Origin of the sequence: Enterobacter sp. FB, from assembly GCF_000805795.1 — a bacterium.
In the GTDB taxonomy this organism is placed as follows: Bacteria; Pseudomonadota; Gammaproteobacteria; order Enterobacterales; family Enterobacteriaceae; genus Enterobacter; species Enterobacter roggenkampii.
Map to the genome: position 1 here is coordinate 437,351 of NZ_JSZC01000006.1, position 23,955 is coordinate 461,305.

Here is a 23,955-nt window from a genome sequence, read left to right on the forward strand (position 1 = left end):
ATAAAAAAAACTAATAGGTTAAACGTTGTTTCCTATTTGTTAAATTCCTTTAACATCTAAGCCATATAACCATGTCAAAGCGATTGCCCCCCCTCAACGCATTACGTGTTTTTGATGCAGCAGCACGTCACCTGAGCTTCACCCGCGCAGCCGATGAGCTTTTTGTGACACAGGCCGCAGTAAGTCACCAAATCAAGTCTCTGGAGGATTTTCTGGGCCTTAAGCTGTTTCGTCGACGCAACCGCTCGTTGCTGTTGACCGAAGAGGGGCAGAGCTATTTTCAGGATATTAAAGAGATTTTTTCGCAGCTTACTGAAGCCACGCGTAAGCTACAGGCCCGCAGTGCAAAAGGTGCTCTGACTGTCAGTTTATTGCCCAGTTTTGCCATTCAGTGGCTGGTGCCAAGACTCTCAAGCTTTAACTCAGCTTATCCGGGGATAGACGTTCGAATCCAGGCCGTGGATCGTCAGGAAGACAAGCTGGCCGATGACGTGGACGTCGCGATTTTTTATGGGCGCGGTAACTGGCCGGGCTTGCGTGTTGAGAAATTATACGCAGAATATCTCCTGCCGGTCTGTTCCCCTCTGCTATTAACGGGCGACAAAGCGCTGAAGTCTCCCGCTGACCTGGCGCAGCATACGCTTTTGCATGATGCCTCTCGACGCGACTGGCAAACTTATACCCGTCAATTAGGTCTTACACATATAAACGTGCAGCAGGGACCCATCTTTAGCCACAGTGCGATGGTGTTACAGGCTGCCATTCACGGGCAGGGCGTGGCGTTGGCGAACAACGTCATGGCGCAGTCCGAAATAGAGGCAGGTCGCCTGGTCTGCCCTTTTAATGATGTACTGGTCAGCAAGAATGCGTTTTATCTGGTTTGTCATGACAGTCAGGCAGAACTGGGTAAAATAGCCGCCTTCCGGCAGTGGATACTGGCGAAAGCGGCAAGCGAGCAAGAAAAATTCCGCTTCAGGTATGAACAATAACGTTTGTGTGCCGGGCACGCATCAATTCAGGACTTAAACATGACCAGCCGATTCATGCTGATTTTTGCCGCGGTGAGTGGCTTTATTTTTGTTGCACTGGGCGCCTTTGGCGCACATGTCTTAAGCAAGTCGTTGGGCGCTGTAGAGATGGGCTGGATCCAGACCGGCCTTGAATATCAGGCGTTCCATACGCTGGCAATCTTTGGGCTGGCGGTGGCGATGCAGCGCCGTATCAGCATCTGGTTTTACTGGAGCAGCGTCTTTCTGGCGCTGGGTACGGTGCTTTTCAGCGGCAGCCTTTACTGTCTGGCACTTTCGCATTTACGCCTGTGGGCGTTTGTTACACCTGTCGGTGGCGTCAGCTTCCTGGCGGGTTGGGTATTAATGTTTATCGGAGCTATCCGTCTGAAACGCAAGGGCGTTGTTCATGAATAAGGTTGTTTTATATTGTCGCCCGGGGTTTGAGAAAGAGTGCGCCGCGGAAATTACCGATAAAGCGGCGAAGCGCGAAATCTTCGGCTTTGCCCGCGTAAAAGAAAACGCGGGCTATGTGGTATTCGAATGCTATCAGCCTGAAGATGCGGATAAGCTGGCGCGCGAGCTGCCGTTCAGCTCGCTGATTTTTGCGCGCCAGATGTTTGTCGCGGGTGAGCTGCTCAAAGACCTTCCCCCGGAAGACCGCATCACGCCAATCGTGGGCATGCTGCAGGGCGTGGTGGAGAAGGGCGGCGATCTGCGCGTTGAAGTGGCGGATACCAACGAAAGTAAAGAGCTGATGAAGTTCTGCCGTAAGTTCACCGTTCCGCTGCGCGCTGCGCTGCGTGATGCGGGCGTGCTGACGAACTACGAAACGCCGAAGCGTCCGGTGGTGCATATCTTCTTTATTGCACCGGGCTGCTGCTATACGGGCTACTCGTACACCACCAACAACTCTCCTTTCTTTATGGGCATTCCGCGTTTGCGCTTCCCGGCCGATGCGCCAAGCCGTTCTACGCTGAAGCTGGAAGAGGCGTTCCACGTCTTTATCCCGGCGGATGAGTGGGATGAGCGTCTGGCAAACGGCATGTACGCTGTCGATCTCGGCGCGTGCCCGGGCGGCTGGACCTATCAGCTGGTGAAACGCAACATGTGGGTATCGTCCGTTGATAACGGCCCAATGGCGCAAAGCCTGATGGACACCGGACAGGTCACCTGGCTGCGTGAAGACGGTTTCCGCTATCGCCCGAACCGCAACAACATCTCATGGATGGTGTGCGACATGGTTGAGAAACCGGCGAAAGTGGCCGCGCTGATGGCCTCCTGGCTGGTGAACGGCTGGTGTCGCGAGACCATTTTCAACCTCAAGCTGCCGATGAAAAAGCGCTATGAGGAGGTGTCGCAGAACCTGGCCTACATTCAGGAGCAACTGGACGAACACGGGATTAACGTGGAGATCCAGGCGCGTCAGCTGTATCACGACCGCGAAGAGGTGACGGTGCATATTCGTCGCTGGTGGGCGGCCGTAGGCGGGCGTCGCGACGAGCGATAGCACGTACTTTGTTTTGCCCGGTGGCGCTGCGCTTACCGGGCCTACAAAAACCCTGTAGTCGTTTTAACGTTCTAACCTTAACTGCTGTAAATTCCCGTCCAGCTGTAAATCCGTCTGTAGCGTTGCGATTTCCCGGCAGATAAACGCCATCTCTTTATGCGCCTCCAGCTTCTTGCGCCATTTTTCGGGCACCTCGTCCAGACGGGCGTAAATGCCCTCCAGACTCTGAAAATCGGTCAGCAACTGCGCGGCGCTCTTCGGCCCAATACCGGCCACGCCCGGAACTTTAGAGCTGCTGATGCCTGCCAGGCCCCAGTAATCCAGCAATTGCTCAGGCGATACGCCAAACTCGCTGGCAATGAACGGCGCGTCCAGCCAGCGTTTTTGAAAATAGTCGCGAATGCGAATAGTCGGGGAGAGCAGCTGGCAGTAGCCTTTATCCGTTGAAACGATCGTGGCCTGATGCCCGGCACTCGCCACCTTTACGGCCAGGGTGGCCGCGAGATCGTCGGCTTCATTTCCCTGTGCGCCCCAGCAGGGGACGCCCCGCTGTTCAAATGCGGCGCGCAGCATGGGTAATTCGGCGTGAAGATCGTCCGGCATCGGTGCGCGTCCGGCTTTGTAGTCGGGCAGACGCTGGTGCCGCCAGCCCGTGTTGCGGGCTTCATCATCAAAAACCGCGACCGCGTGGGTGGGCTCGCTGTGGCGGATAAGCTGTTCCAGCGCGTGCAGGCAGGTGTCTTTACAGGGCGTCCCCTGTACCGCATGGATACGGCGAATCAGGTTAAGTGCATCGACGATAAGTAAATGAACGGCCACAGATAATCTCCCTTCTATCTCATGCAAGAAGGGTAACACTGTCAGCAGCGTGAAACTATGAATGGTGGGGAAATCAGGAAGAAGCCTCGCAAAACGAGGCTTCCTGAGAGGCTTAATCGCAGGTCACGATCTTCATCGCCAGGCCGCCGCGAGAGGTTTCGCGGTATTTGGCGTTCATATCTTTACCGGTTTCGTACATGGTTTCGATAACCTTATCGAGACAGACGCGCGGTTCGCTGGTGCGGCGCAGCGCCATACGCGCCGCGTTTACCGCCTTCACGGAGGCAATCGCGTTACGCTCGATGCACGGAACCTGTACCTGTCCGGCAACCGGATCGCAGGTCAGCCCCAGGTTGTGTTCCATGCCGATTTCCGCAGCGATGCACACCTGCGCCGGGCTTGCGCCTAACAGCTCCGCCAGACCTGCCGCCGCCATGGAGCACGCCACGCCGACTTCACCCTGACAGCCCACTTCCGCACCGGAAATGGAGGCGTTCATCTTATACAGCGAACCAATCGCACTGGCCACCAGCAGGTAGCGTGCCAGCGAGTTCGCGTTCACTTCACGGATAAACTTGTCGTAGTACGCCAGTACGGCCGGAACGATGCCGCAGGCACCGTTGGTTGGCGCGGTGACCACACGGCCCCCTGCGGCGTTTTCTTCGTTTACCGCCAGGGCGAACATGTTGATCCAGTCCACCACGGCCATTGGGTCCGTAGTCGTTTTGTCGGTGCTTACCAGCATACGGCGCAGCGCTGCCGCACGACGCGGTACGCGAAGCTTGCCCGGCAGAACGCCTTCGGTGGTGATCCCGCGCTCAATACCGCCGCGCATCACTTCCCAGACGTTAGCGAAGTGCTGTTCCAGCTCCTCTTTGCTGTGCAGCGCCAGCTCGTTTTTCATCATCAGACCGGAGAGGGAAAGTCCCGTCTCCTGGCAGTGGCGCTGGAGGTCTGCCGCCGTTTTGTACGGATACGGCACCTCGACAGAAGAGGTACTGGTTTGACCAAAGTGGTCTTCGTCGACGATAAAACCGCCGCCGATAGAGTAGTAAGTCTGGCTGTATACCGCTTTGTCGCCGGCCAGCGCGGTAATGCGCATGCCGTTTTCGTGTAGCGACAGGTTGTCCGCATGGAAATTCATGCAGTGGTCAACCGGGAATTCAACCTCATGCTCGCCGTTCGCCAGCAGCAGGCGCCCGTGGGTGTTCACGTCCTGGATAAAGCCAGGGATCGCATCAATATCAACGGTATCCGGCAGGTTTCCCGCCAGGCCCATGATAATGGCGATATCGGTGTGGTGGCCTTTCCCGGTCAGGGAAAGTGAGCCGTATACATCGACAACCACGCGGGTGATGTCGTGCAGGATGCCGCGTGCAATCAAGTCATCCGTGAACTGCTTACCGGCTTTCATCGGTCCGACGGTGTGAGAGCTGGAAGGACCAATACCGATTTTGAAGATATCGAATACGCTAATCATGATGCGTCCATTGCTTTCAGTCAGAGAGGAGGGAGTGCGCCGTCCGGGGACGGCGCGGGTGAGAATCAGAACATGGTGTACAGGGAGTAGAAGATCGCAGAGATAGCGATAAGCCCCATGATAACCACAAAGACGTTGCTGACATGACCGCTGTACTTACGCATAGCCGGGACTTTCTGAATCGCGTACATCGGCATCAGGAACAGAATCATCGCGATGACCGGGCCGCCCAGGGTTTCAATCATGCCCAGGATGCTTGGGTTCAGCGTCGCTACCGCCCAGGTGGTGAGCAGCATGAACAGTGCAGTGATTTTGTTCAGCTTGTTGATTTCAATGCTCTTGCCTTTACCGCGCAGAGATTTAATCACCATACCGTTGAAGCCTTCACGTGCGCCGAGGTAGTGGCCCAGGAAGGATTTGGTGATGGCGATCATCGCGATGATCGGTGCCATCCACGCAATCAGCGGTGCGTTAAAGTGGTTCGCCAGGTAAGACAGAATTGAGATGTTCTGCTCTTTCGCTGCCGCCAGGTCCGCCGGGGAGAGGCTCAGTACGCAGCTGAAGACGAAGAACATAACGGTCAGCACCATCATGATGTGAGCGCGTGCCAGGATGCTGGAGCACTTCTTCTCTGCGCCATTACCGTACTCTTCACGTTTCGCCACGGCGAAAGAGGAGATGATTGGGGAGTGGTTGAAGGAGAAGACCATTACCGGGATCGCCAGCCACAGGGTCATCAGCAGGCCGTTACCGGTCGCAGACGCGCTGCTCAGGGACAGGGTTTCCAGCGCTGCGCCGTTCCACTGTGGGATCAGGTAGCAGGCCAGCAGCATCAGTGCGGCCACAAACGGGAACACCAGCACGCTCATCGCTTTCACAATCATCTGCTCACCGAAGCGCACAATGGTCATCATGCCGACAATCAGGATCAGAGACAGGATGGCACGCGGTGGCGGCGTCATGTGCAGCTGGTGCAGCATGAAGCTTTCAACGGTGTTGGTGATCGCCACGCTGTAGACCAGCAGGATAGGGTAAATCGCGAAGAAGTAGAGCAGGGTAATCAGTTTACCTGCGCCCACGCCGAAATGCTCTTCAACCACTTCAGTGATGTCTTCGCCCGGGTTTTTACCGGACAGCACGAAGCGGGTCAGACCGCGGTGTGCAAAGAAGGTCATCGGGAAAGCAATGATAGCCATAATGATCAGCGGAATCAGACCGCCGACGCCTGCGTTGATAGGAAGGAACAGTACACCAGCGCCGATTGCCGTGCCGTAAAGGCCAAGCATCCACATGGTATCCGTTTTGCGCCAACCACTTCGGGATTCAATCGAAGCAACGGTGCTGGTTTGAGTGGTTTCCATCTGTATCTCCTGGAGGAAGCAAATTGTCAGGTTTTTAGTCAAATCCGATGAAAAAGTGCCTGACGGTAATATGAAATTCGTTCAGTGACGGTTTTTTAATAATTTTCGCCCGTAACTATTGGCGGGCGGAAAGATACATTCTCGTTATGAATCTATCAGTGATCGCGATCCCAAATGCAATAATCCACTTATGATGTGGGCATCTTTAGACCATTTATCTGTTAAAAAAACATCAAAGAGAATTTACGCGCGCGAAGGCTACCACCAACGACATGTGCGCTGAAAGACTGGCCCTTGATATAGGTGTCTTTCGCTGTAAAGAAATGGGTTTTTAGTATTTTCTGGCAGGTAATTTGGATTAAGGCTGATAATTTACGGTTGAAAGATATAGGTAATCGTTTGCGTTTGTGGCGATTTTGTAAAAGATATAAGTGATGCCTATGAATTACATCAGGAATAAAAAAAGCCGGAACGCGCGACAGGGCGACCCGGCTTTGATGAGATATCGCTAAGCGTTAGGTGCAGATTTCGTAGCAAGGAATATAGGCGGAGCCCGGCAGCTTCATGCGGTGCTGGGCGACAAAGCCCTGCAGCATGTCATCCATGCGGCGCATCATCTCCGGGTCGCCGTGAATCTTGTACGGACCGTACTGCTCAATGGCGCGGATACCGACCTCTTTGACGTTGCCCGCCACAATCCCGGAGAAGGCGCGACGCAGATCGGCGGCCAGGACTTCCACCGGCTGGTCCGGGTAGAGTTTCAGGTTCGCCATGTTCTCGTGTGAAGGCTCGAACGGGATCTGCAGATCCGGCGCAATGCGGATTGACCAGTTAAAGCTGTAGGCATCACCGGTATCGCGGCGGTTCTCCTTCACCAGCGGCATCGCTTTTTTCATCTGGCGCGCCACTTCCGCAGCATCATCGATGATGATGCGATAGTGACGACGCGCGGATTCACCCAGCGTGTGCACGATAAACTCGTCCAGCACGCGGAAGTAGTCGGCGCTCTCTTTTGGTCCGGTCAGGATCAGCGGCAGGACCTGATCTTTGTTGGCCGGGTTCATCAGAATACCCAGCAGATAGAGCAGCTCTTCCGCTGTCCCTACGCCGCCCGGGAAGATGATGATGCCGTGGGCGATACGAACAAACGCCTCAAGACGTTTTTCGATATCCGGCATGATAATCAGCTCGTTAACCAGCGGGTTAGGTGGCTCAGCGGCGATGATGGACGGCTCGGTCATGCCGATAAACCGTCCCTCTTTGTAGCGCTGCTGCGCGTGACCCACTGCGGCACCTTTCATTGGCGCTTCCATCGCACCCGGACCACATCCGGTACAGATATTCAGCTCGCGCAGGCCAAGCTGGGTGCCCACCCGACGCGCATAAAGGTATTCGGTTTCGTTAATGGAGTGACCGCCCCAGCAGACGACCATGTTCGGCGCTTCACCCACGTGCAGGGCACGGGCGTTGCGCAAAATAGAGAACACCAGGTTGGTGATATGGACCGAGCTTTCCAGGTCGAGATGCTGGAAACGGCCTGCGTTGTGGATCTGCCCGTTAACAAACAGGATGTCACGCAGCACGGCAAACAGGTTAGCCTGAAGTGAACGGATGATGCGTCCGTCGACAAACGCCTCTTCCGGCGGGTTGATGACTTCAAGCTTCACGCCGCGCTCGCGGCGCAGCACGTTGATATCAAAGCTTTCGAAGCGGGACAGCAGTTCTTTACTGTTATCTGTCAGGCTTCCGGAGTTCAGAACGGCAAGTGAACAGTTACGAAACAGTTGATAAAGATCGCTGCTGGCCGTGCGTTTAAGCATGTCCACTTCCAGCTGCGACAACATATCCATTGAGCCAAGCGGGCTAATATGTGTAATCAAGTGAGCTCCTTACGGGACGATTATCGTCTTTCCCTGTTGATTACAATAGCCCTGCCGCGTGACGTTTCACAACCTAAAGCGCGGAAGATACCGCGCATATTGTGAAAATATTTATATTACTGACGCACCAGCCGGCCCGTCGCCGGGACAAAATCGGTATTGGTGCGCCACGGGTTAATGTCCAGGCCGCCGCGGCGGGTGTAGCGCGCGTAAACGCTCAATTTTTCTGGCTGGCAGAAGCGTTGGATATCGCTAAAGATGCGCTCCACGCACTGCTCGTGGAATTCATTGTGATGTCGGAACGACACCAGATAGCGCAGCAGCTTTTCCCGATCAATTTTCGGGCCGCGGTACTGGATCTGCACCGAGCCCCAGTCCGGCTGGTGGGTAATCAGGCAGTTGGATTTCAGCAGATGGCTCACCAGCGTCTCTTCAACCACCTTGCCGCTCGCCGCGTTTTCGAGGTAATCGGCGCTGAATTCATAATTCTCCACCTCGATATCCTGATCGTCGATGCAGGTCCCGTTGAAGTGGGCGACTGGCTGGCCTTCCAGCTCGTGCAGGCGATACAGTGAGACGCTCACCTTTCCCTGCGCGCAGGCGCTTAAATCACGTTCCAGGGTGCGCTGAACGTCGTCCCAGCTGTTGAACTTTGTCTGGTTAAAACTGTTGAGATAGAGCTTAAAGCTTTTGGACTCGACGAGATTCACGCTGGCATAGTCCAGCTCAACGTGTCCCACCGCCACCTGCGGCAGGCCGCGCGCGTTGAGCCACGAGAGTTCGTACAGCGTCCAGATATCGCCACCCACGAACGGCAGCGCGTCCGCGTGCAGTCCCAGAGGGTCGCGGTTCAGGCTACGCGGCACGCCCTGCAGCAGGCTTGCATCGTAGGTATCGCGGTAATCGGTCGATTTACCCAGCGTTAAGCCGGTTAACGCCTGATGATTTTCGTAAGACATGTTTCATAGCCACTTTACAGGTACACTTATGGCCTGAGTTTATCCTGTCTGACAAGAAGAGAGAAATCGGTGGACATCGAAACTGCAAATGCCCTCACTACCTTCACGACCCGCTACTGCGACGCATGGCATGAAAAGCAGGGCACGTGGCCGCAAAGTGCTGATTTATATGGCGTCCCTTCGCCGTGCATTATCTCTTCGCTTGAGGATTACGTGATCTGGCAGCCGAAGCCGAATAACGGTGAGCAGAATGTAAATGCGGTTGAACGGGCAATGGACATTGTGGTACAACCAGCGGTTCATGCGTTTTATGCCACGCAGTTTGCAGGGGATATGCCCGCGCGCTTTGCGGACATGACGCTGACGCTGTTGCAGACCTGGAGCGAAGACGATCTGCAGCGTGTTCAGGAAAACCTGATTGGTCATCTGGTCACGCAAAAGCGCCTTAAGCTTTCTCCGACGCTCTTTATCGCCACGCTGGACAGCGAGCTGGACGTTATCTCCGTCTGTAACCTGTCAGGCGAAGTGATTAAAGAGACTATCGGTACCCGCAATCGCGAGACTCTCGCCTCTTCTCTTGCGGATTTCCTCACCCGACTTGAGCCCCTTCTGTAATCCATGCTGCTACAGCGCGTGTGAGAGATCTCTTACAAGGTTTGTGAGAGATCGCTGGAACATTCAGTATTACCTCATTAAATTCAGATTAATATCACTCTATTTTTCAACGAATTAGTTGTTCCTCCTATTATTTTTAGGGAGTCCCCGCGTCTTACAACGCTGGCTGAGTGGGTTGTAAGACGAAGCGGAATAGCGGATTCTATCTCCGTCGACAGGAAGCCGACACGAGAAACGAACATCAGGATGATGGCGTTTCTCACACAGGACTCGTCAGGATGGCGCAGCAGGAAGGCTTCTGGATGAAGCGAAGTGGATAACGCAGGATGCGTAAGGGACACCTCCAGGAAGGAGAACGAGAGCCGGTCAGGATGGTCGGTGGGTCAGGAAGGCCAGGACGTTTCAGGATGAAACAAACACGTCAGGAAGATGTGTGCAGGATGCGAAAGGTAGACGGATGACCAGGCCTTCGGGCTTCAGGAAAAGTTGTCACGGATGAGCAGGGAGCACGAATTGTAGCTGGAATGCTGCGGAACGAACCGGGAGCACTGTTTTTACAGTGCTCCCTTTTTTTATTTCTGCCTTTCGCAATGCTATGCTGCGCGCCGTTCACATTTTCAGTTGAGGTTACTATGACGCAACACGATAGCGTTCGTGCTCAGTTGCACGCCATCGAAGCCCTTTTGCGCCAACATCAGCTGTGGCAGGAGACCGCGCCGCAGCCAGAAGCGTTCGCCAGCACCCAGCCTTTCTGCCTGGATACGCTGGCGCCTTTCGAGTGGCTGCAGTGGGTGTTAATTCCGCGCATGCACGCCCTGCTTGAGGGGGGGCACCCCTTGCCGCAGGCGTTTGCTGTCTCTCCCTATTATGAAATGGCGCTCGACGCGACGCACCCTGCGCGCGACGTCATGCTGGTCGAACTGGAAAAGCTGGATGCCCTGTTTGCCGGTGAAGATGCATGACGCTTGAGATCCTCTATCAGGACGAGTGGCTGGTGGCGGTGAATAAACCGTCAGGCTGGCTGGTGCACCGCAGCTGGCTGGATCGCGACGAGAAAGTGGTGGTAATGCAGACCGTTCGCGACCAGATTGGTCAGCATGTGTTTACCGCCCATCGCCTCGACAGGCCGACCTCCGGCGTGCTGCTGATGGGGCTTTCCAGCGAAGCTGGCCGTCTGCTGGCCCAGCAGTTCGAACAGCACCAGATCCAGAAGCGCTACCACGCGATCGTGCGTGGCTGGCTGACCGAGTCCGCCACCCTGGATTATCCGCTGGTGGAGGAGCTGGACAAAATCGGCGATAAATTTGCCCGGGATGACAAAGGCCCGCAGCCGGCCGTGACGGATTATCGCGGCACGGCAACCACGGAAATGCCGGTGGCCACCAGCAAATTTCCGACCACACGCTACAGCCTGGTCGAGCTTCTGCCGAAAACCGGGCGCAAGCACCAGCTGCGACGCCATCTGGCGCATCTGCGCCACCCGATTATTGGCGACAGCAAACACGGTGATTTGCGCCAGAACCGCAGCGCGGCCGAACACTTTGGCTGCCATCGTCTGATGTTACACGCAAGCGAGCTGAGCTTGATGCACCCGTTTACCGGCGAGCCGCTGACTCTCCGCGCGGGGCTGGACGACGTCTGGATGCAGGCGCTGTCACAGTTTGGCTGGCTGGGACAACTCCCCGAAAATGAAAGGGTTGAGTTTGTATCGGGCAACGTTCAGGATGAAGAGTAAGCGCATTCACTATGGGAAAATAGCATGGCTGAAGTAGGCATTTTTGTCGGCACAATGTACGGCAACTCGCTGCTGGTTGCGGAAGAGGCGGAGGCGATTCTGGCAAGCCAGGGTCATAAAGCCACGGTCTATGAAGACCCGGAGCTGGCGGACTGGGAAAAGTATAAAGATAAATACATTCTGGTGGTGACCTCCACCACCGGGCAGGGCGATCTGCCGGACAGCATCGTGCCGCTGTTCCAGGGCATTAAAGACCAGCTTGGCTATCAGCCAGACGTTCGCTACGGCATCATCGCCCTCGGCGACAGCGCTTACGCCAACTTCTGCGGCGGCGGCAAGCAGTTCGATGCGCTGTTGCAGGAGCAGAGCGCCCAGCGCGTCGGCGAGATGCTGCTGATTGATGCGGGTGAGCACCCGGAGCCAGAAAGCGAATCAAACCCGTGGGTGGAGAACTGGGCCTCACTTCTCAAATAACACTCTGCCCGTCGGCGCTTCGCTTGCGCGGGCCTATGGGTTTTCCTGGCCGGGTCAGGCGTAGCTGCCACCCGGCATTACACTTCGCACCAAACGCCATTTCCGTGAACCACCTTCCACTCCTCTGGGCTTATGCCCTAAACAACCTCCCTCACGCCCTTTAATACTGTGTTTTTGCACGGTGAGGTGAAGAGGCACTCCTTCATATACTTTTCCGGTCACGATAAAACGGCTTCAGGCCGTACCAAAACGACAAAAACCAATCTCATTCTGCTTACCCTACCGGTGCTGTACAGAATGAACCAGGCGAAAGCTATGTTTCAGGAGTGCAACAATGAGTTCATTAAGCCACGCAGCGAGCAGCGCTGAAAAGCGCACCAATGCCCGCTACTGGATAGTGGTGATGCTGTTTATCGTCACGTCCTTTAACTATGGTGACCGCGCCACGCTGTCGATTGCCGGCTCGGAAATGGCAAAAGATATCGGCCTTGATCCCGTGGGCATGGGTTACGTTTTCTCCGCCTTCTCGTGGGCCTACGTCATCGGGCAAATTCCTGGCGGCTGGCTGCTCGACCGCTTTGGCTCGAAACGGGTCTACTTCTGGTCCATCTTCATCTGGTCTGCCTTTACCCTGCTGCAGGGCTTCGTCGATATCTTCAGCGGCTTCGGCATTATCGTCGCGCTCTTCACGCTGCGCTTCCTGGTGGGCTTAGCGGAAGCGCCTTCCTTCCCGGGCAACAGCCGCATTGTGGCGGCCTGGTTCCCGGCGCAGGAGAGGGGAACGGCGGTGGCGATTTTCAACTCCGCACAGTACTTCGCGACGGTGATCTTTGCGCCCATTATGGGCTGGCTAACCCATGAGGTGGGCTGGTCGCACGTGTTCTTCTTTATGGGCGGACTCGGGATCGTCATCAGCTTTATCTGGCTGAAAGTGATCCACGAACCCAACCAGCACCCTGGCGTAAACAAAAAAGAGCTGGAGTACATCGCTGAAGGCGGCGCGCTGATCAACATGGATCAGAAATCCTCGACGGCGAAAGTGCCGTTCAGCCAGAAATGGGCGCAGATCAGGCAGCTTGTCGGATCGCGTATGATGATCGGGATCTATCTGGGCCAGTACTGTATCAACGCCTTGACCTACTTTTTCATCACCTGGTTCCCGGTGTACCTGGTGCAGGCACGCGGCATGTCGATTCTGAAAGCGGGGTTTGTTGCCTCGGTCCCGGCCATCTGTGGCTTCGTGGGGGGCGTGCTCGGCGGGGTGATTTCCGACTGGCTGATGCGCCGCACGGGTTCACTGAACATCGCGCGTAAAACGCCCATCGTGCTCGGCATGCTGCTCTCCATGACCATGGTGTTCTGTAACTACGTCAATGCCGAGTGGATGATTATCGGCTTTATGGCGATGGCCTTCTTCGGCAAAGGCATTGGCGCGCTGGGCTGGGCGGTAATGGCGGATACGGCCCCGAAAGAGATCAGCGGCCTGAGCGGCGGTCTGTTCAACATGTTCGGCAACATCTCCGGGATTGTGACGCCCATCGCTATCGGCTACATCGTTGGTACCACCGGCTCTTTCAACGGTGCGCTAATCTACGTGGGTGTGCATGCGCTGGTGGCGGTCCTGAGTTACCTGGTGCTGGTGGGGGATATCAAACGCGTCGAACTTAAACCTGTTGCGGAGCGTGGCTGATGACAACGCAATCGAGCCCTATCGTCACCGAGATGAAGGTCATCCCGGTGGCCGGGCAGGACAGCATGCTGCTCAATATTGGCGGCGCGCATAACGCCTGGTTTACCCGTAATATCGTCGTGCTAAAAGACAGCGCAGGGAATACCGGCGTGGGCGAGTCCCCTGGCGGAGAGGTGATTTACCAGACGCTGGTCGATGCCATTCCGCTGGTGGTGGGGCAGGAGATTGCCCGTCTGAACAAGGTGGTTCAGCGGGTGCATAAAGGCAACCAGTCGGCAGACTTTGAGACGTTCGGTAAAGGTGCCTGGACGTTTGAACTGCGCGTCAATGCGGTCGCCGCCCTGGAAGCGGCTCTGCTTGATTTACTGGGTAAGGCGCTCAATGTCCCGGTCTGCGAACTGCTGGGGCCCGGCAAACAGCGCGATGCGGTCACCGTGCTGGGCTATCTGTTCTACATTGGCGATCGCAATAAAACCGATCTCCCCTATCTGGCCCGAACCGCGGGCGATCACGACTGGTATCGCCTGCGCCACCAGGAAGCGCTCTCCAGCGACGCGGTGGTGCGGCTGGCCGAGGCGGCGCAGGATCGCTACGGCTTTAAGGATTTCAAGCTGAAGGGCGGCGTGCTGCCCGGCGAGCAGGAGATTGAAACGGCCCGGGCGCTGAAAAAGCGCTTTGCGGATGCGCGGATCACCGTCGATCCCAACGGTGCATGGCTGCTGGATGAAGCCATTAGCCTGTGCAAAGGGCTGGGGGATGTCCTGACCTATGCAGAAGATCCCTGCGGCGCGGAACAGGGCTTCTCGGGCCGCGAAGTCATGGCCGAGTTCCGTCGTGCCACCGGGCTGCCGGTGGCGACCAATATGATCGCTACCAACTGGCGCGAAATAGGTCATGCGGTGATGCTGAACGCCGTCGACATACCGCTGGCGGACCCGCACTTCTGGACGCTCTCAGGCGCGGTCCGCGTGGCGCAGCTGTGCGATGACTGGGGACTCACCTGGGGCTGTCATTCGAACAATCACTTTGATATTTCGCTGGCGATGTTTACCCACGTTGGCGCGGCGGCGCCGGGTAACCCGACCGCCATCGACACGCACTGGATTTGGCAGGAAGGCGAAGCCCGCCTGACGAAAAATCCGCTGGAAATCATCAATGGCAAAATTGCCGTACCGGATGCGCCGGGCCTGGGCGTGGAGCTGGACTGGGATCGGATCCATAAAGCCCATGAGGCGTATAAAAAATTGCCGGGCGGCACGCGTAACGATGCGGGCCCGATGCAGTACCTTATTCCCGGCTGGACATTTGACCGTAAGCGCCCTGTTTTCGGACGTCACTGATAAAAGGATTACACGATGAGTACTTTTACGACCCCTGTCGTCACCGCCATGCAAATCATTCCGGTTGCGGGCCATGACAGCATGCTGATGAACCTGAGCGGCGCGCACGCGCCGTTCTTCACGCGCAACATTGTCATCATCAAAGACAATGCCGGCCATACCGGCGTGGGTGAAATTCCGGGCGGGGAGAAGATCCGCAACACGCTGGAGGACGCCATTCCGCTGGTGGTGGGCAAAACGCTGGGTGAGTACAAAAACGTCCTCAACACCGTGCGTAACACCTTTGCCGATCGCGATGCCGGGGGCCGGGGTCTGCAGACCTTCGATCTGCGCACCACTATCCACGTGGTGACCGGCATTGAAGCCGCGATGCTGGATCTGCTGGGCCAGCATCTGGGCGTTAACGTTGCGTCGCTGCTGGGCGAGGGGCAGCAGCGCAGCGAAGTGGAAATGCTGGGCTATCTGTTCTTTGTCGGCGACCGCAAGCTGACGCCACTGCCGTATCAGAGCCAGCCGGATGAACAATGCGACTGGTACCGGCTTCGCCACGACGAGGCAATGACCCCGGATGCGGTGGTGCGCCTGGCGGAAGCGGCATACGAAAAATATGGCTTCAACGATTTCAAACTGAAGGGCGGCGTGCTGGCCGGGGAAGAAGAGGCGGAAGCCGTCACCGCGCTGGCAAAACGTTTCCCGCAGGCGCGTGTGACGCTCGATCCGAACGGGGCCTGGTCCCTTGATGAAGCGATTGCGATCGGCAAGCAGCTGAAAGGCGTGCTGGCCTACGCGGAGGACCCGTGCGGGGCTGAGCAAGGCTTCTCTGGCCGTGAAGTGATGGCGGAATTCCGTCGCGCTACGGGGCTGCCGACCGCGACCAATATGATTGCGACCGACTGGCGTCAGATGGGACACACCTTATCCCTCCAGTCAGTCGATATTCCGCTGGCCGACCCGCACTTCTGGACGATGCAGGGTTCGGTGCGCGTGGCGCAGATGTGCCATGAGTTTGGCCTGACCTGGGGTTCGCACTCCAACAACCACTTCGATATCTCGCTGGCGATGTTCACGCACGTCGCCGCCGCTGCGCCGGGCACGATCACTGCTATCGACACCCACTGGATCTGGCAGGAAGGTAATCAGCGTCTTACTAAGCAGCCGTTTGAGATCAAAGGTGGCATGGTGCAGGTGCCTTCCACGCCGGGGCTGGGGGTTGAGCTGGATATGGATCAGGTCATGAAGGCCCATGAGCTGTATCAGAAACACGGTCTGGGCGCGCGCGACGATGCGATGGCGATGCAGTATCTGATCCCTGACTGGACATTCGACAATAAACGCCCGTGCATGGTACGATAAACGCATTGGGACCGCTCCCATGAGCGGTCTTTTACGTGGTGTATGCTTAACGTAACGACTATGCGTAAGGATGGCTTATGAAAATTGTTATCGCACCGGACTCGTATAAGGAAAGTTTGAGTGCGCTTGAGGTTGCGACAGCGATAGAGCGTGGTTTTCGCGAGATCTTTCCCGAGGCGGTTTACGTGAAGCTGCCGGTCGCGGACGGTGGCGAAGGGACGGTTGAGGCGATGATCGCGGCAACGCAGGGAAGCATTGTACATGTTCCGGTGACCGGCCCGCTGGGCGAGCGCGTGGAGGGGTTTTATGGCTTGTCCGGTGATAAGCAGAGCGCCTTTATTGAAATGGCGGCGGCAAGCGGCCTGGAGCGGGTTGCGCCTTCGCAGCGTAATCCGCTGAAAACCACCTCCTGGGGCACGGGCGAACTGATTCGTCACGCGCTGGATGCGGGCGTTAAGCATATTATTATTGGCATTGGCGGCAGCGCTACCAACGACGGCGGCGCAGGGATGGTGCAGGCGCTGGGGGCGAAGCTGCTGGACGACAATGAACAGCCTCTTGGGCAGGGCGGGGGCGAGCTGGGAAAACTCGCGCGTATCGACCTGAGCGGGCTGGACAAGCGTCTGGTGGAATGCCGGATTGAGGTGGCCTGCGATGTAACCAATCCGCTTACCGGGAAGGATGGCGCGTCAGCGGTATTCGGCCCGCAGAAGGGCGCCACACCCGAGATGATCGTCACCCTGGACAACGCGCTTGCGCACTATGCGAGCGTCATTGTCCGGGATCTGGATATCGACGTACTGAACCTTGCTGGCGGCGGCGCGGCGGGGGGCATGGGCGCGGCGCTCTACGCCTTTTGCGGCGCGCAGCTGCGCCAGGGCATTGAGATCGTGACCGATGCGCTACACCTGGCCGATCAGGTGGCCGATGCGGATCTGGTGATCACGGGGGAAGGCCGCATTGACAGCCAGACGATCCACGGCAAAGTCCCGGTGGGGGTGGCGAAGGTGGCAAAACGCTTTAACAAACCCGTTATTGGCATTGCAGGCAGCCTGACGGCGGACGTTGGCGTGGTACACGATCACGGCATTGATGCCGTGTTTAGCGTGATCTACACCATTTGCACGCTGGAAGACGCGCTGGAAAATGCCGGCGAGAACGTCAGGATGGCCGCAAGGAATATCGCGGCGGTGCTGAAAGTGGGGCAGGCATTTTAGCTGTGATTGCCGGGTGGCGGCTTCGCCTTACCCGGCCTACGTTAGTGCACCTGTAGGCCCGGCAAGCGTAGCGCCACCGGGCTTTTACCTCAGCTCCCCAACACCTTCATCGCTTCGCGCGTCACGTTATCCATTTCATCCAGCAGCTCCAGGAACTCCGGTTCAAGCTCCGATTCCGGCGTACCGGCACGCAGCTGTTGCTCCAGAAGCTGAGAGAGGTTTTTCAGCCGCGGTACGCCGCTGTACCCGCAGCTGCCGTGCAGCTTGTGGATTGCGTCCAGCAGATCTTCCGGGTTTTCACCCACCAGCTGCTCTTCCACCTTGTTGCGAATTTCTGGCAGAAACGCGACCAGCATTTGCAGCATGTCGCGGGCCAAATCGGGTTTACCTGCCGCCTGGCGCAGCGCGAGCTGCCAGTCAAAGGTGGCGTTCTGATTAACGCTTATCTCAGCCTGCTCGCTGGAAACCGTGTACGTTCCGCCAATATGACCCGGCTTGTAGCGCAACAGCAGGCTATGAAGTTTCTCTTCATCGATGGGCTTTGCCAGATAGTCATTCATCCCGGCGCTCAGCAGCTTCTCCTTCTGGCCCGCCATCGCGTGCGCGGTGACAGCAATAACCGGCGTTTGCTGCTGATGCGGCAGCTGGTGGATCAGCTCGCAGGCCCGGATGCCGTCCATGCCCGGCATCTGAATATCCATCAGGATTAAATCGAACTGCATCTGCTTAGCCTGTTCAACCGCCTGCGCGCCGCTGGTGCACAGCTCCACATGCTGAACCTGGTCCTCAAGCAATGCGCCAATGAGCTTCAGGTTGGCCGGATTATCATCCACCGCCATCACGCTCATCGGCAATTTTTGCTCATCGTTAATCAGCGGAAGGGCATGCTGGCTAAGACGGCAATATTCCGTGAGGGCTGGCAGCAAACGGGTTGCGGTCAGTGGTTTCAAAAGGCACGCGGCCGCGCCGTCGTTTTTCAGTTCTTCCGCGTTGAGCTGCCCATGGCACGGCAGCGCCAGCAGCAGGTAGTCGGTCATCGACGCGGCTTTCGCCAGGCGCTCCTGCTGCATGGTCAACTCGCCGGTGAAGGTGACCGGAATGCCCATCAGCAGAATATCGTAATGCTCTACGGCAAGCGCCGAGAAGGTGGGGCTGTAGACCACCTCCAGCGGCGTGGTGCTTAAGATGTCGAGCGTACACTGCGCCGCCGCAGCGTTAGGCTCAACGTAGGCCAGACGCTTGCCTTTCAGGCAGTCCGTCACCGGGCCATCGGTCAGCACGTTCGGATTAAGGTCCAGATTAATGTGGAACCAGAAGGTTGAACCGCGGTTTGGCTGGCTGTGGAATGAGATATCGCCGCCCATCTCGTTCACCAGACGCTGGGTGATCACCAGCCCCAGACCGGTACCGCCATGACGGCGGGAGATGCTGGCGTCCGCCTGACGGAACGCCTGGAACAGACGCGACTGGTCGCGCTCCGGAATACCGATGCCGGTATCGCGGATCTGGACTTCAATCTGGACCTTATTGCTGCTGATCGAGCGTTTCTCTACCAGGATGTCGATATTACCGCTTTCGGTGAACTTAATGGCATTCCCGACAAGGTTGGTTATGACCTGCTGCAGGCGCAGCGGATCGCCAATAACGTTATCCGGCACGTCGTTTTTAATGTTAAGCGTCAGCTCCAGGCCTTTGTCGTGCGACGAGTGCGCGAGCAGCGTCACCACTTCATCCAGCGTGCTGCGCAGCGGGAAGGGGATACTCTCGAGGATCAGCTTGCCCGCTTCCAGCTTGGAGAAGTCCAGCACGTCGTTAATGATCGCCAGCAGGTTGTTGGCCGAACGTTCAATGGTGTGCAGGTGATCCCGCTGAGTGGGGTTGAGCTCGCTTTTCAGGGTCAGACGGGTAAAGCCGATCACGCCATTGAGCGGCGTGCGCAGCTCGTGCGACATATTGGCAAGGAATTCCGATTTAATACGCGCCGCTTCCTGAGCGCGCTTTTTCGCCAGATCCAGCTCAACGTTCTGGATCTCCATCTGCTCCAGCGTTTCGCGCAGGTCGGACGTCGCCTGGTCAACGTTGTGCTGCATCTCTTCGTGATAGGCCGCCAGCGACATCGCCATCGAGTTGATGCCGTTTTTCAGCATGTCCAGCTCGCCCAGCATAAACCCTTCCACACGGCTGTCGAGCTGTCCCCGGCGAATGCGGTCAACCGTGTTAACCATGTTGCGGATGGGGCCCGTCACGTCGCGCATCAGGCGCCAGCCGAAGATCAGCGCAATGCCGATGCAGAACAGCATCATCACGCCGGAAATGAAGATCTCTTTGTACTGCTGTAGCCGGACCGACTTGAGATCCAGCTCAAGCGCCACATATCCCAGCATATTATTGCTGGATTTGGCGTCGGACTGCGCAGACTCATCGGGGGAATAGCTTTCCGACACGATCGGCGTGCGCAGGATCATGATATCGCCGCGCCGCAATACGGTGAGGTGGCGCGGGAACGGCGTACCGTCCGGGATCTTCAGTGCTGCCGGATCGAGATGAAAGTTTGAGGTCACAAACAGGCGGTTATGTTCGTCGTAAACGGAAATGGCGCGTACGATATCCGAGTGACGACGGTGGAGTACGCTGATTAACTGCCCAATGGATTCGCGGTTTTGCAGGTTCATGCCGTACTCGCTGGAGACGGCAAGCGGTTCGATAATACTGGCGCCTGCATCTTCCAGCTGTCGCTGCAAATCGTTATAGCGGTGCACCACAAAGAAGATACTCAGCAGCAAACCGATGAGAACGGTGGGGGCGAGGATCAAAATCATCATGCGCGCGCGCAGGCTGTAGTTGGTCATGGCGTTCCGTTATGGGACAATTAAGATAATTATGGTTATGTGAGAAAAATCTCTGCGATGGCGCAATTCTACTCTGCAAAGCGACGCGTGACGACGCGTCAAATCATCACTGTTGAGGCCACGGAACTCGATCCGTTTGGCCAGGGAGTGGCACGTCACAATGGTAAGGCTCTGTTTATAACAGGTTTACTGCCAGCAGAACGAGCAGAAATTACGCTAACGGAAGATAAACGCCAGTTTGCGCGCGGGCAGGTTAAGCGTCGCTTCAACGATAGCCCGGAGCGTGTGGCACCCCGCTGTCCCCATTTTGGCGTGTGCGGCGGCTGCCAGCAACAGCATGCGAGCACAGAATTACAGCAAAAAAGCAAAAGCAACGCGCTGGCGCGTCTGCTTAAACATGACGTTAACGAAATTGTTGCCGATGAGCCCTGGGGCTATCGTCGTCGCGCGCGCCTGAGCCTCAGCTATCAGCCAAAAACGGAGCGGCTGGAGATGGGGTTTCGCAAGGCCGGCTCCAGCGACATCGTTGACGTGAAGCGGTGCCCCATTTTGGTGCCCCATCTTGAGGCATTGCTTCCGGAAGTGCGCATCTGCCTCTCCGGGCTGGACGGCGTACGCCATCTTGGGCACGTCGAACTGGTCATGGCAAACAATGGCCCGCTGATGGTGCTGCGCCATACCGCGCCGTTGTCGAAGAAAGATCGCGAAAAACTGGAACGCTTTTCGCATTCCCACGACCTGGCGCTTTTCCTGGCACCACAAAGCGAGATACTTGAACAGGTTACCGGTGAGGCGCCCTGGTATGCGTCAAACGGGCTACGCTTAACGTTCAGCCCGCGGGATTTCATTCAGGTCAATGATGGCGTTAACCAGCAGATGGTGGCGAAAGCGCTGGCGTGGCTGGACGTTCAGAAAAGCGACCGGGTGCTCGATCTGTTCTGCGGAATGGGCAACTTCACGCTGCCGCTGGCGCAAGAAGCGGCCAGCGTCGTCGGTGTGGAAGGCGTTGAGGCCCTGGTGGCGAAAGGGCAGGAGAACGCGCGGCAGAACGGCTTGCAAAATGTGACATTCTTTCATCAAAATCTTGAGGACGATGTCACCCAACAGCCGTGGGCAAAGCAGGGCTTCGATAAAATTTTGCTCGACCCGGCGCGTGCCGGTGCCCCGGGCGTGATGGCACATATTATTAAACTCGCGCCAAAGCGTGTGGTCTATGTTTCCTGTAACCCGGCAACGCTTGCCCGGGACAGCGAGGCATTACTCAGCGCGGGTTACCAGATTCAGCGTCTGGCAATGCTGGACATGTTCCCGCACACTGGGCATCTGGAATCGATGGTGTTGTTCGAGCACATCTAATTTGTTTGGCTTGTCGACTTCGACAGGCCCTGGTCCCTAAAGGAGAGGACAATGGTTGCGGTAAGAAGTGCACATCTCAATAAAGCTGGGGAGTTTGACCCACAAAAATGGATCGCAAGTCTGGGAATTTCCAGCCAGCAGTCGTGTGAACGCTTAACCGAAACCTGGGCCTATTGTCTGCGCACCACGCAGGGGCATCCCGACGCCGATCTTCTCCTGTGGCGCGGCGTGGAGATGGTTGAAATCCTGTCCATGCTGAACATGGACATCGAAACGCTGCAGGCTGCGCTGCTCTTCCCCCTCGCGGATGCGGACGTGGTCAGCGAAGACGTGCTGCGCGACAGCGTCGGAAAATCCGTCGTTGCGCTGATCCACGGCGTGCGCGATATGGCAGCCATTCGTCAGCTCAAAGCCGCGCATACGGATTCCGTCTCCTCAGAGCAGGTCGATAACGTTCGCCGGATGCTGCTGGCCATGGTGGATGATTTCCGCTGCGTGGTCATCAAGCTGGCCGAGCGTATTGCCCACCTGCGAGAGGTGAAGGATGCGCCGGAAGACGAGCGCGTGCTGGCTGCCAAAGAGTGTACGAACATCTATGCGCCGCTGGCGAACCGGCTGGGGATTGGTCAGCTGAAGTGGGAGCTGGAAGATTACTGCTTCCGCTATCTACACCCGGCGGAATACAAACGGATTGCCAAACTCCTGCACGAGCGCCGCATCGACCGCGAGCACTATATCGAGGAGTTTGTCGGCGGCCTGCGCCAGGCGATGAAAGAAGAGAACGTGCGCGCCGAAGTCTACGGTCGACCAAAGCACATCTACAGCATCTGGCGCAAAATGCAGAAGAAACACCTCGCCTTTGACGAGCTGTTTGACGTGCGCGCCGTGCGTATCGTGGCGGAGCGTCTGCAGGACTGCTACGCCGCGCTGGGGATAGTGCACACGCACTTCCGTCATCTGCCCGATGAGTTTGACGACTATGTCGCCAACCCCAAACCGAACGGCTATCAGTCAATCCATACCGTGGTGCTTGGCCCTGGCGGTAAAACGGTCGAGATTCAGATCCGCACCAAACAGATGCACGAGGACGCCGAGCTGGGCGTTGCCGCGCACTGGAAATACAAAGAAGGCACGTCCGGCGGGGCGCGTTCAGGCCACGAAGACCGCATTGCCTGGCTGCGTAAGCTGATTGCGTGGCAGGAAGAGATGGCCGATTCCGGCGAGATGCTCGACGAAGTGCGCAGCCAGGTCTTTGACGATCGCGTCTACGTCTTTACCCCGAAAGGGGACGTTGTCGACCTGCCGGCCGGCTCTACGCCGCTCGATTTTGCCTACCACATCCATAGCGATGTGGGGCACCGCTGCATCGGGGCGAAAATTGGCGGGCGTATCGTACCGTTCACCTATCAGCTGCAGATGGGCGACCAGATTGAAATCATTACCCAGAAGCAGCCGAACCCGAGCCGGGACTGGCTTAACCCGAACCTGGGGTATGTCACCACCAGCCGCGGGCGCTCGAAGATTCACGCCTGGTTCCGCAAACAGGATCGAGACAAGAATATCCTTGCCGGCCGCCAGATCCTTGACGACGAGCTGGAGCATATCGGTATCAGCCTGAAAGAGGCGGAGAAATTCCTGCTGCCGCGCTACAACTTCAACGAGCTTGATGAGCTGTTAGCGGCGATTGGCGGCGGTGATATTCGTCTGAATCAGATGGTGAACTTCCTGCAGGCGCAGTTCAATAAGCCAAGCGCGGAAGAGCAGGACGCGGCGGCGCTGAAGCAACTGCAGCAGAAAACTTACGCGCCGCAGCAGCGCAGCAAAGACAACGGCCGCGTGGTGGTCGAAGGTGTCGGTAACCTGATGCACCACATTGCCCGCTGCTGTCAGCCAATTCCAGGCGACGATATCGTCGGCTTTATCACCCAGGGGCGCGGGATCTCGATCCACCGCTCCGACTGCGACCAGCTTGCCGAGCTGCAGTCCCATGCGCCGGAGCGCATCGTGGAAGCGGTCTGGGGCGAGAGCTACTCCGCCGGCTACTCGCTGGTGGTGCGCGTCACTGCCAACGACCGCAGCGGCCTGCTGCGCGACATCACGACCATTCTCGCCAACGAGAAGGTCAACGTGCTGGGCGTCGCCAGCCGCAGCGATACCCGCGAGCAGCTTGCCACCATCGATATGACCATCGAAATCTATAACCTGCAGGTGCTGGGCCGCGTGCTCGGCAAGCTGAACCAGGTGCCGGATGTGATTGACGCGCGTCGTCTGCACGGCGGCTAAACATCCTCTTCCGTAGGCCGGGTAAGG

At 57.1% G+C, this 23,955-nt stretch carries 19 protein-coding genes; 13 read left to right on the forward strand and 6 right to left on the reverse strand.

Annotation, left to right across the window (positions count from 1 at the left end; translation table 11 throughout):
* The first annotated feature begins 71 nt into the window (after positions 1 to 71).
* Genes gcvA through rlmM form a run of 3 tightly spaced genes read left to right on the forward strand, consistent with a single transcriptional unit; the run spans position 72 to position 2,517 of the window.
* Positions 72 to 989 (forward strand): glycine cleavage system transcriptional regulator GcvA, encoded by a 918-nt coding sequence (gcvA, locus tag PI91_RS04525; RefSeq protein WP_008499647.1) that lies wholly within the window; start codon positions 72 to 74, stop codon positions 987 to 989.
* Between the two features lie 39 nt (positions 990 to 1,028).
* Positions 1,029 to 1,424, forward strand: a complete 396-nt coding sequence (locus tag PI91_RS04530) for a DUF423 domain-containing protein (RefSeq protein WP_008499646.1) — start codon at positions 1,029 to 1,031, stop codon at positions 1,422 to 1,424.
* Complete coding sequence (rlmM, locus tag PI91_RS04535) at positions 1,417 to 2,517, forward strand: 23S rRNA (cytidine(2498)-2'-O)-methyltransferase RlmM (RefSeq protein WP_021241891.1); 1,101 nt, start codon at positions 1,417 to 1,419, stop codon at positions 2,515 to 2,517. Before PI91_RS04530 ends, rlmM begins: the two co-directional genes overlap by 8 nt.
* Before the next feature lie 63 nt (positions 2,518 to 2,580).
* On the opposite strand, the gene xni is transcribed toward rlmM, so the two are convergent.
* The 5 genes from xni to queF form a co-directional block, all read right to left on the reverse strand.
* Positions 2,581 to 3,336, reverse strand: coding sequence for a flap endonuclease Xni (gene xni, locus PI91_RS04540; RefSeq protein WP_039265519.1), 756 nt, complete (start codon positions 3,334 to 3,336; stop codon positions 2,581 to 2,583).
* Positions 3,337 to 3,448: 112 nt separating this feature from the next.
* Positions 3,449 to 4,816 carry an L-serine ammonia-lyase II gene (gene sdaB / locus PI91_RS04545; RefSeq protein WP_023294463.1) on the reverse strand — a complete coding sequence of 456 codons (1,368 nt, stop codon included), beginning with the start codon at positions 4,814 to 4,816 and terminating at the stop codon, positions 3,449 to 3,451.
* Between the two features lie 65 nt (positions 4,817 to 4,881).
* Positions 4,882 to 6,177 (reverse strand): HAAAP family serine/threonine permease, encoded by a 1,296-nt coding sequence (locus PI91_RS04550; protein WP_008499642.1) that lies wholly within the window; start codon positions 6,175 to 6,177, stop codon positions 4,882 to 4,884.
* A gap of 515 nt (positions 6,178 to 6,692) precedes the next feature.
* On the reverse strand, positions 6,693 to 8,057 hold the full coding sequence (gene ppnN / locus PI91_RS04555; RefSeq protein ID WP_021241893.1) for a nucleotide 5'-monophosphate nucleosidase PpnN: 1,365 nt from the start codon (positions 8,055 to 8,057) through the stop codon (positions 6,693 to 6,695).
* A gap of 116 nt (positions 8,058 to 8,173) precedes the next feature.
* Positions 8,174 to 9,016, reverse strand: coding sequence for an NADPH-dependent 7-cyano-7-deazaguanine reductase QueF (queF, locus tag PI91_RS04560; protein ID WP_023294462.1), 843 nt, complete (start codon positions 9,014 to 9,016; stop codon positions 8,174 to 8,176).
* 69 nt (positions 9,017 to 9,085) lie between these two features.
* Here queF and syd point away from each other — a divergent pair, with 69 nt between their 5' ends.
* From syd to PI91_RS04600, 8 genes are all read left to right on the forward strand, one after another.
* Positions 9,086 to 9,631: a SecY-interacting protein gene (syd, locus tag PI91_RS04565; RefSeq protein WP_032653211.1), complete on the forward strand. Its 546-nt coding sequence runs from the start codon at positions 9,086 to 9,088 to the stop codon at positions 9,629 to 9,631.
* A 632-nt stretch (positions 9,632 to 10,263) separates the two neighbouring features.
* Positions 10,264 to 10,593, forward strand: a complete 330-nt coding sequence (locus PI91_RS04570; protein WP_023294461.1) for a YqcC family protein — start codon at positions 10,264 to 10,266, stop codon at positions 10,591 to 10,593.
* The gene (gene truC, locus PI91_RS04575) at positions 10,590 to 11,366 is read left to right on the forward strand and encodes a tRNA pseudouridine(65) synthase TruC (protein ID WP_039265520.1); all 777 of its coding nucleotides are present in this window, start codon (positions 10,590 to 10,592) and stop codon (positions 11,364 to 11,366) included. Before PI91_RS04570 ends, truC begins: the two co-directional genes overlap by 4 nt.
* Positions 11,367 to 11,390: 24 nt before the next feature.
* On the forward strand, positions 11,391 to 11,840 hold the full coding sequence (locus tag PI91_RS04580; RefSeq protein WP_008499636.1) for a flavodoxin: 450 nt from the start codon (positions 11,391 to 11,393) through the stop codon (positions 11,838 to 11,840).
* Positions 11,841 to 12,174: 334 nt separating this feature from the next.
* Positions 12,175 to 13,530: a galactarate/glucarate/glycerate transporter GudP gene (gene gudP, locus PI91_RS04585; RefSeq protein ID WP_032675441.1), complete on the forward strand. Its 1,356-nt coding sequence runs from the start codon at positions 12,175 to 12,177 to the stop codon at positions 13,528 to 13,530.
* Entirely contained in the window at positions 13,530 to 14,870 is a 1,341-nt protein-coding gene (locus tag PI91_RS04590; protein ID WP_039265521.1) for an enolase C-terminal domain-like protein, read from the forward strand. The genes gudP and PI91_RS04590 overlap by 1 nt, the downstream gene beginning before the upstream one ends.
* Positions 14,871 to 14,885: 15 nt before the next feature.
* Complete coding sequence (gudD, locus tag PI91_RS04595) at positions 14,886 to 16,223, forward strand: glucarate dehydratase (protein ID WP_039265522.1); 1,338 nt, start codon at positions 14,886 to 14,888, stop codon at positions 16,221 to 16,223.
* A 77-nt stretch (positions 16,224 to 16,300) separates the two neighbouring features.
* Positions 16,301 to 17,440 carry a glycerate kinase gene (locus PI91_RS04600; RefSeq protein ID WP_039265523.1) on the forward strand — a complete coding sequence of 380 codons (1,140 nt, stop codon included), beginning with the start codon at positions 16,301 to 16,303 and terminating at the stop codon, positions 17,438 to 17,440.
* 89 nt (positions 17,441 to 17,529) lie between these two features.
* Here PI91_RS04600 and barA read toward each other — a convergent pair whose 3' ends face one another.
* Positions 17,530 to 20,289, reverse strand: coding sequence for a two-component sensor histidine kinase BarA (gene barA / locus PI91_RS04605; protein WP_039265524.1), 2,760 nt, complete (start codon positions 20,287 to 20,289; stop codon positions 17,530 to 17,532).
* A 57-nt stretch (positions 20,290 to 20,346) separates the two neighbouring features.
* Between barA and rlmD the strand changes: the two genes are divergently transcribed.
* Both rlmD and relA read left to right on the forward strand, forming a co-directional pair.
* The gene (gene rlmD, locus PI91_RS04610; protein ID WP_039265525.1) at positions 20,347 to 21,645 is read left to right on the forward strand and encodes a 23S rRNA (uracil(1939)-C(5))-methyltransferase RlmD; all 1,299 of its coding nucleotides are present in this window, start codon (positions 20,347 to 20,349) and stop codon (positions 21,643 to 21,645) included.
* 51 nt (positions 21,646 to 21,696) lie between these two features.
* Entirely contained in the window at positions 21,697 to 23,928 is a 2,232-nt protein-coding gene (gene relA / locus PI91_RS04615) for a GTP diphosphokinase (protein WP_008499628.1), read from the forward strand.
* Positions 23,929 to 23,955 lie beyond the last annotated feature (27 nt).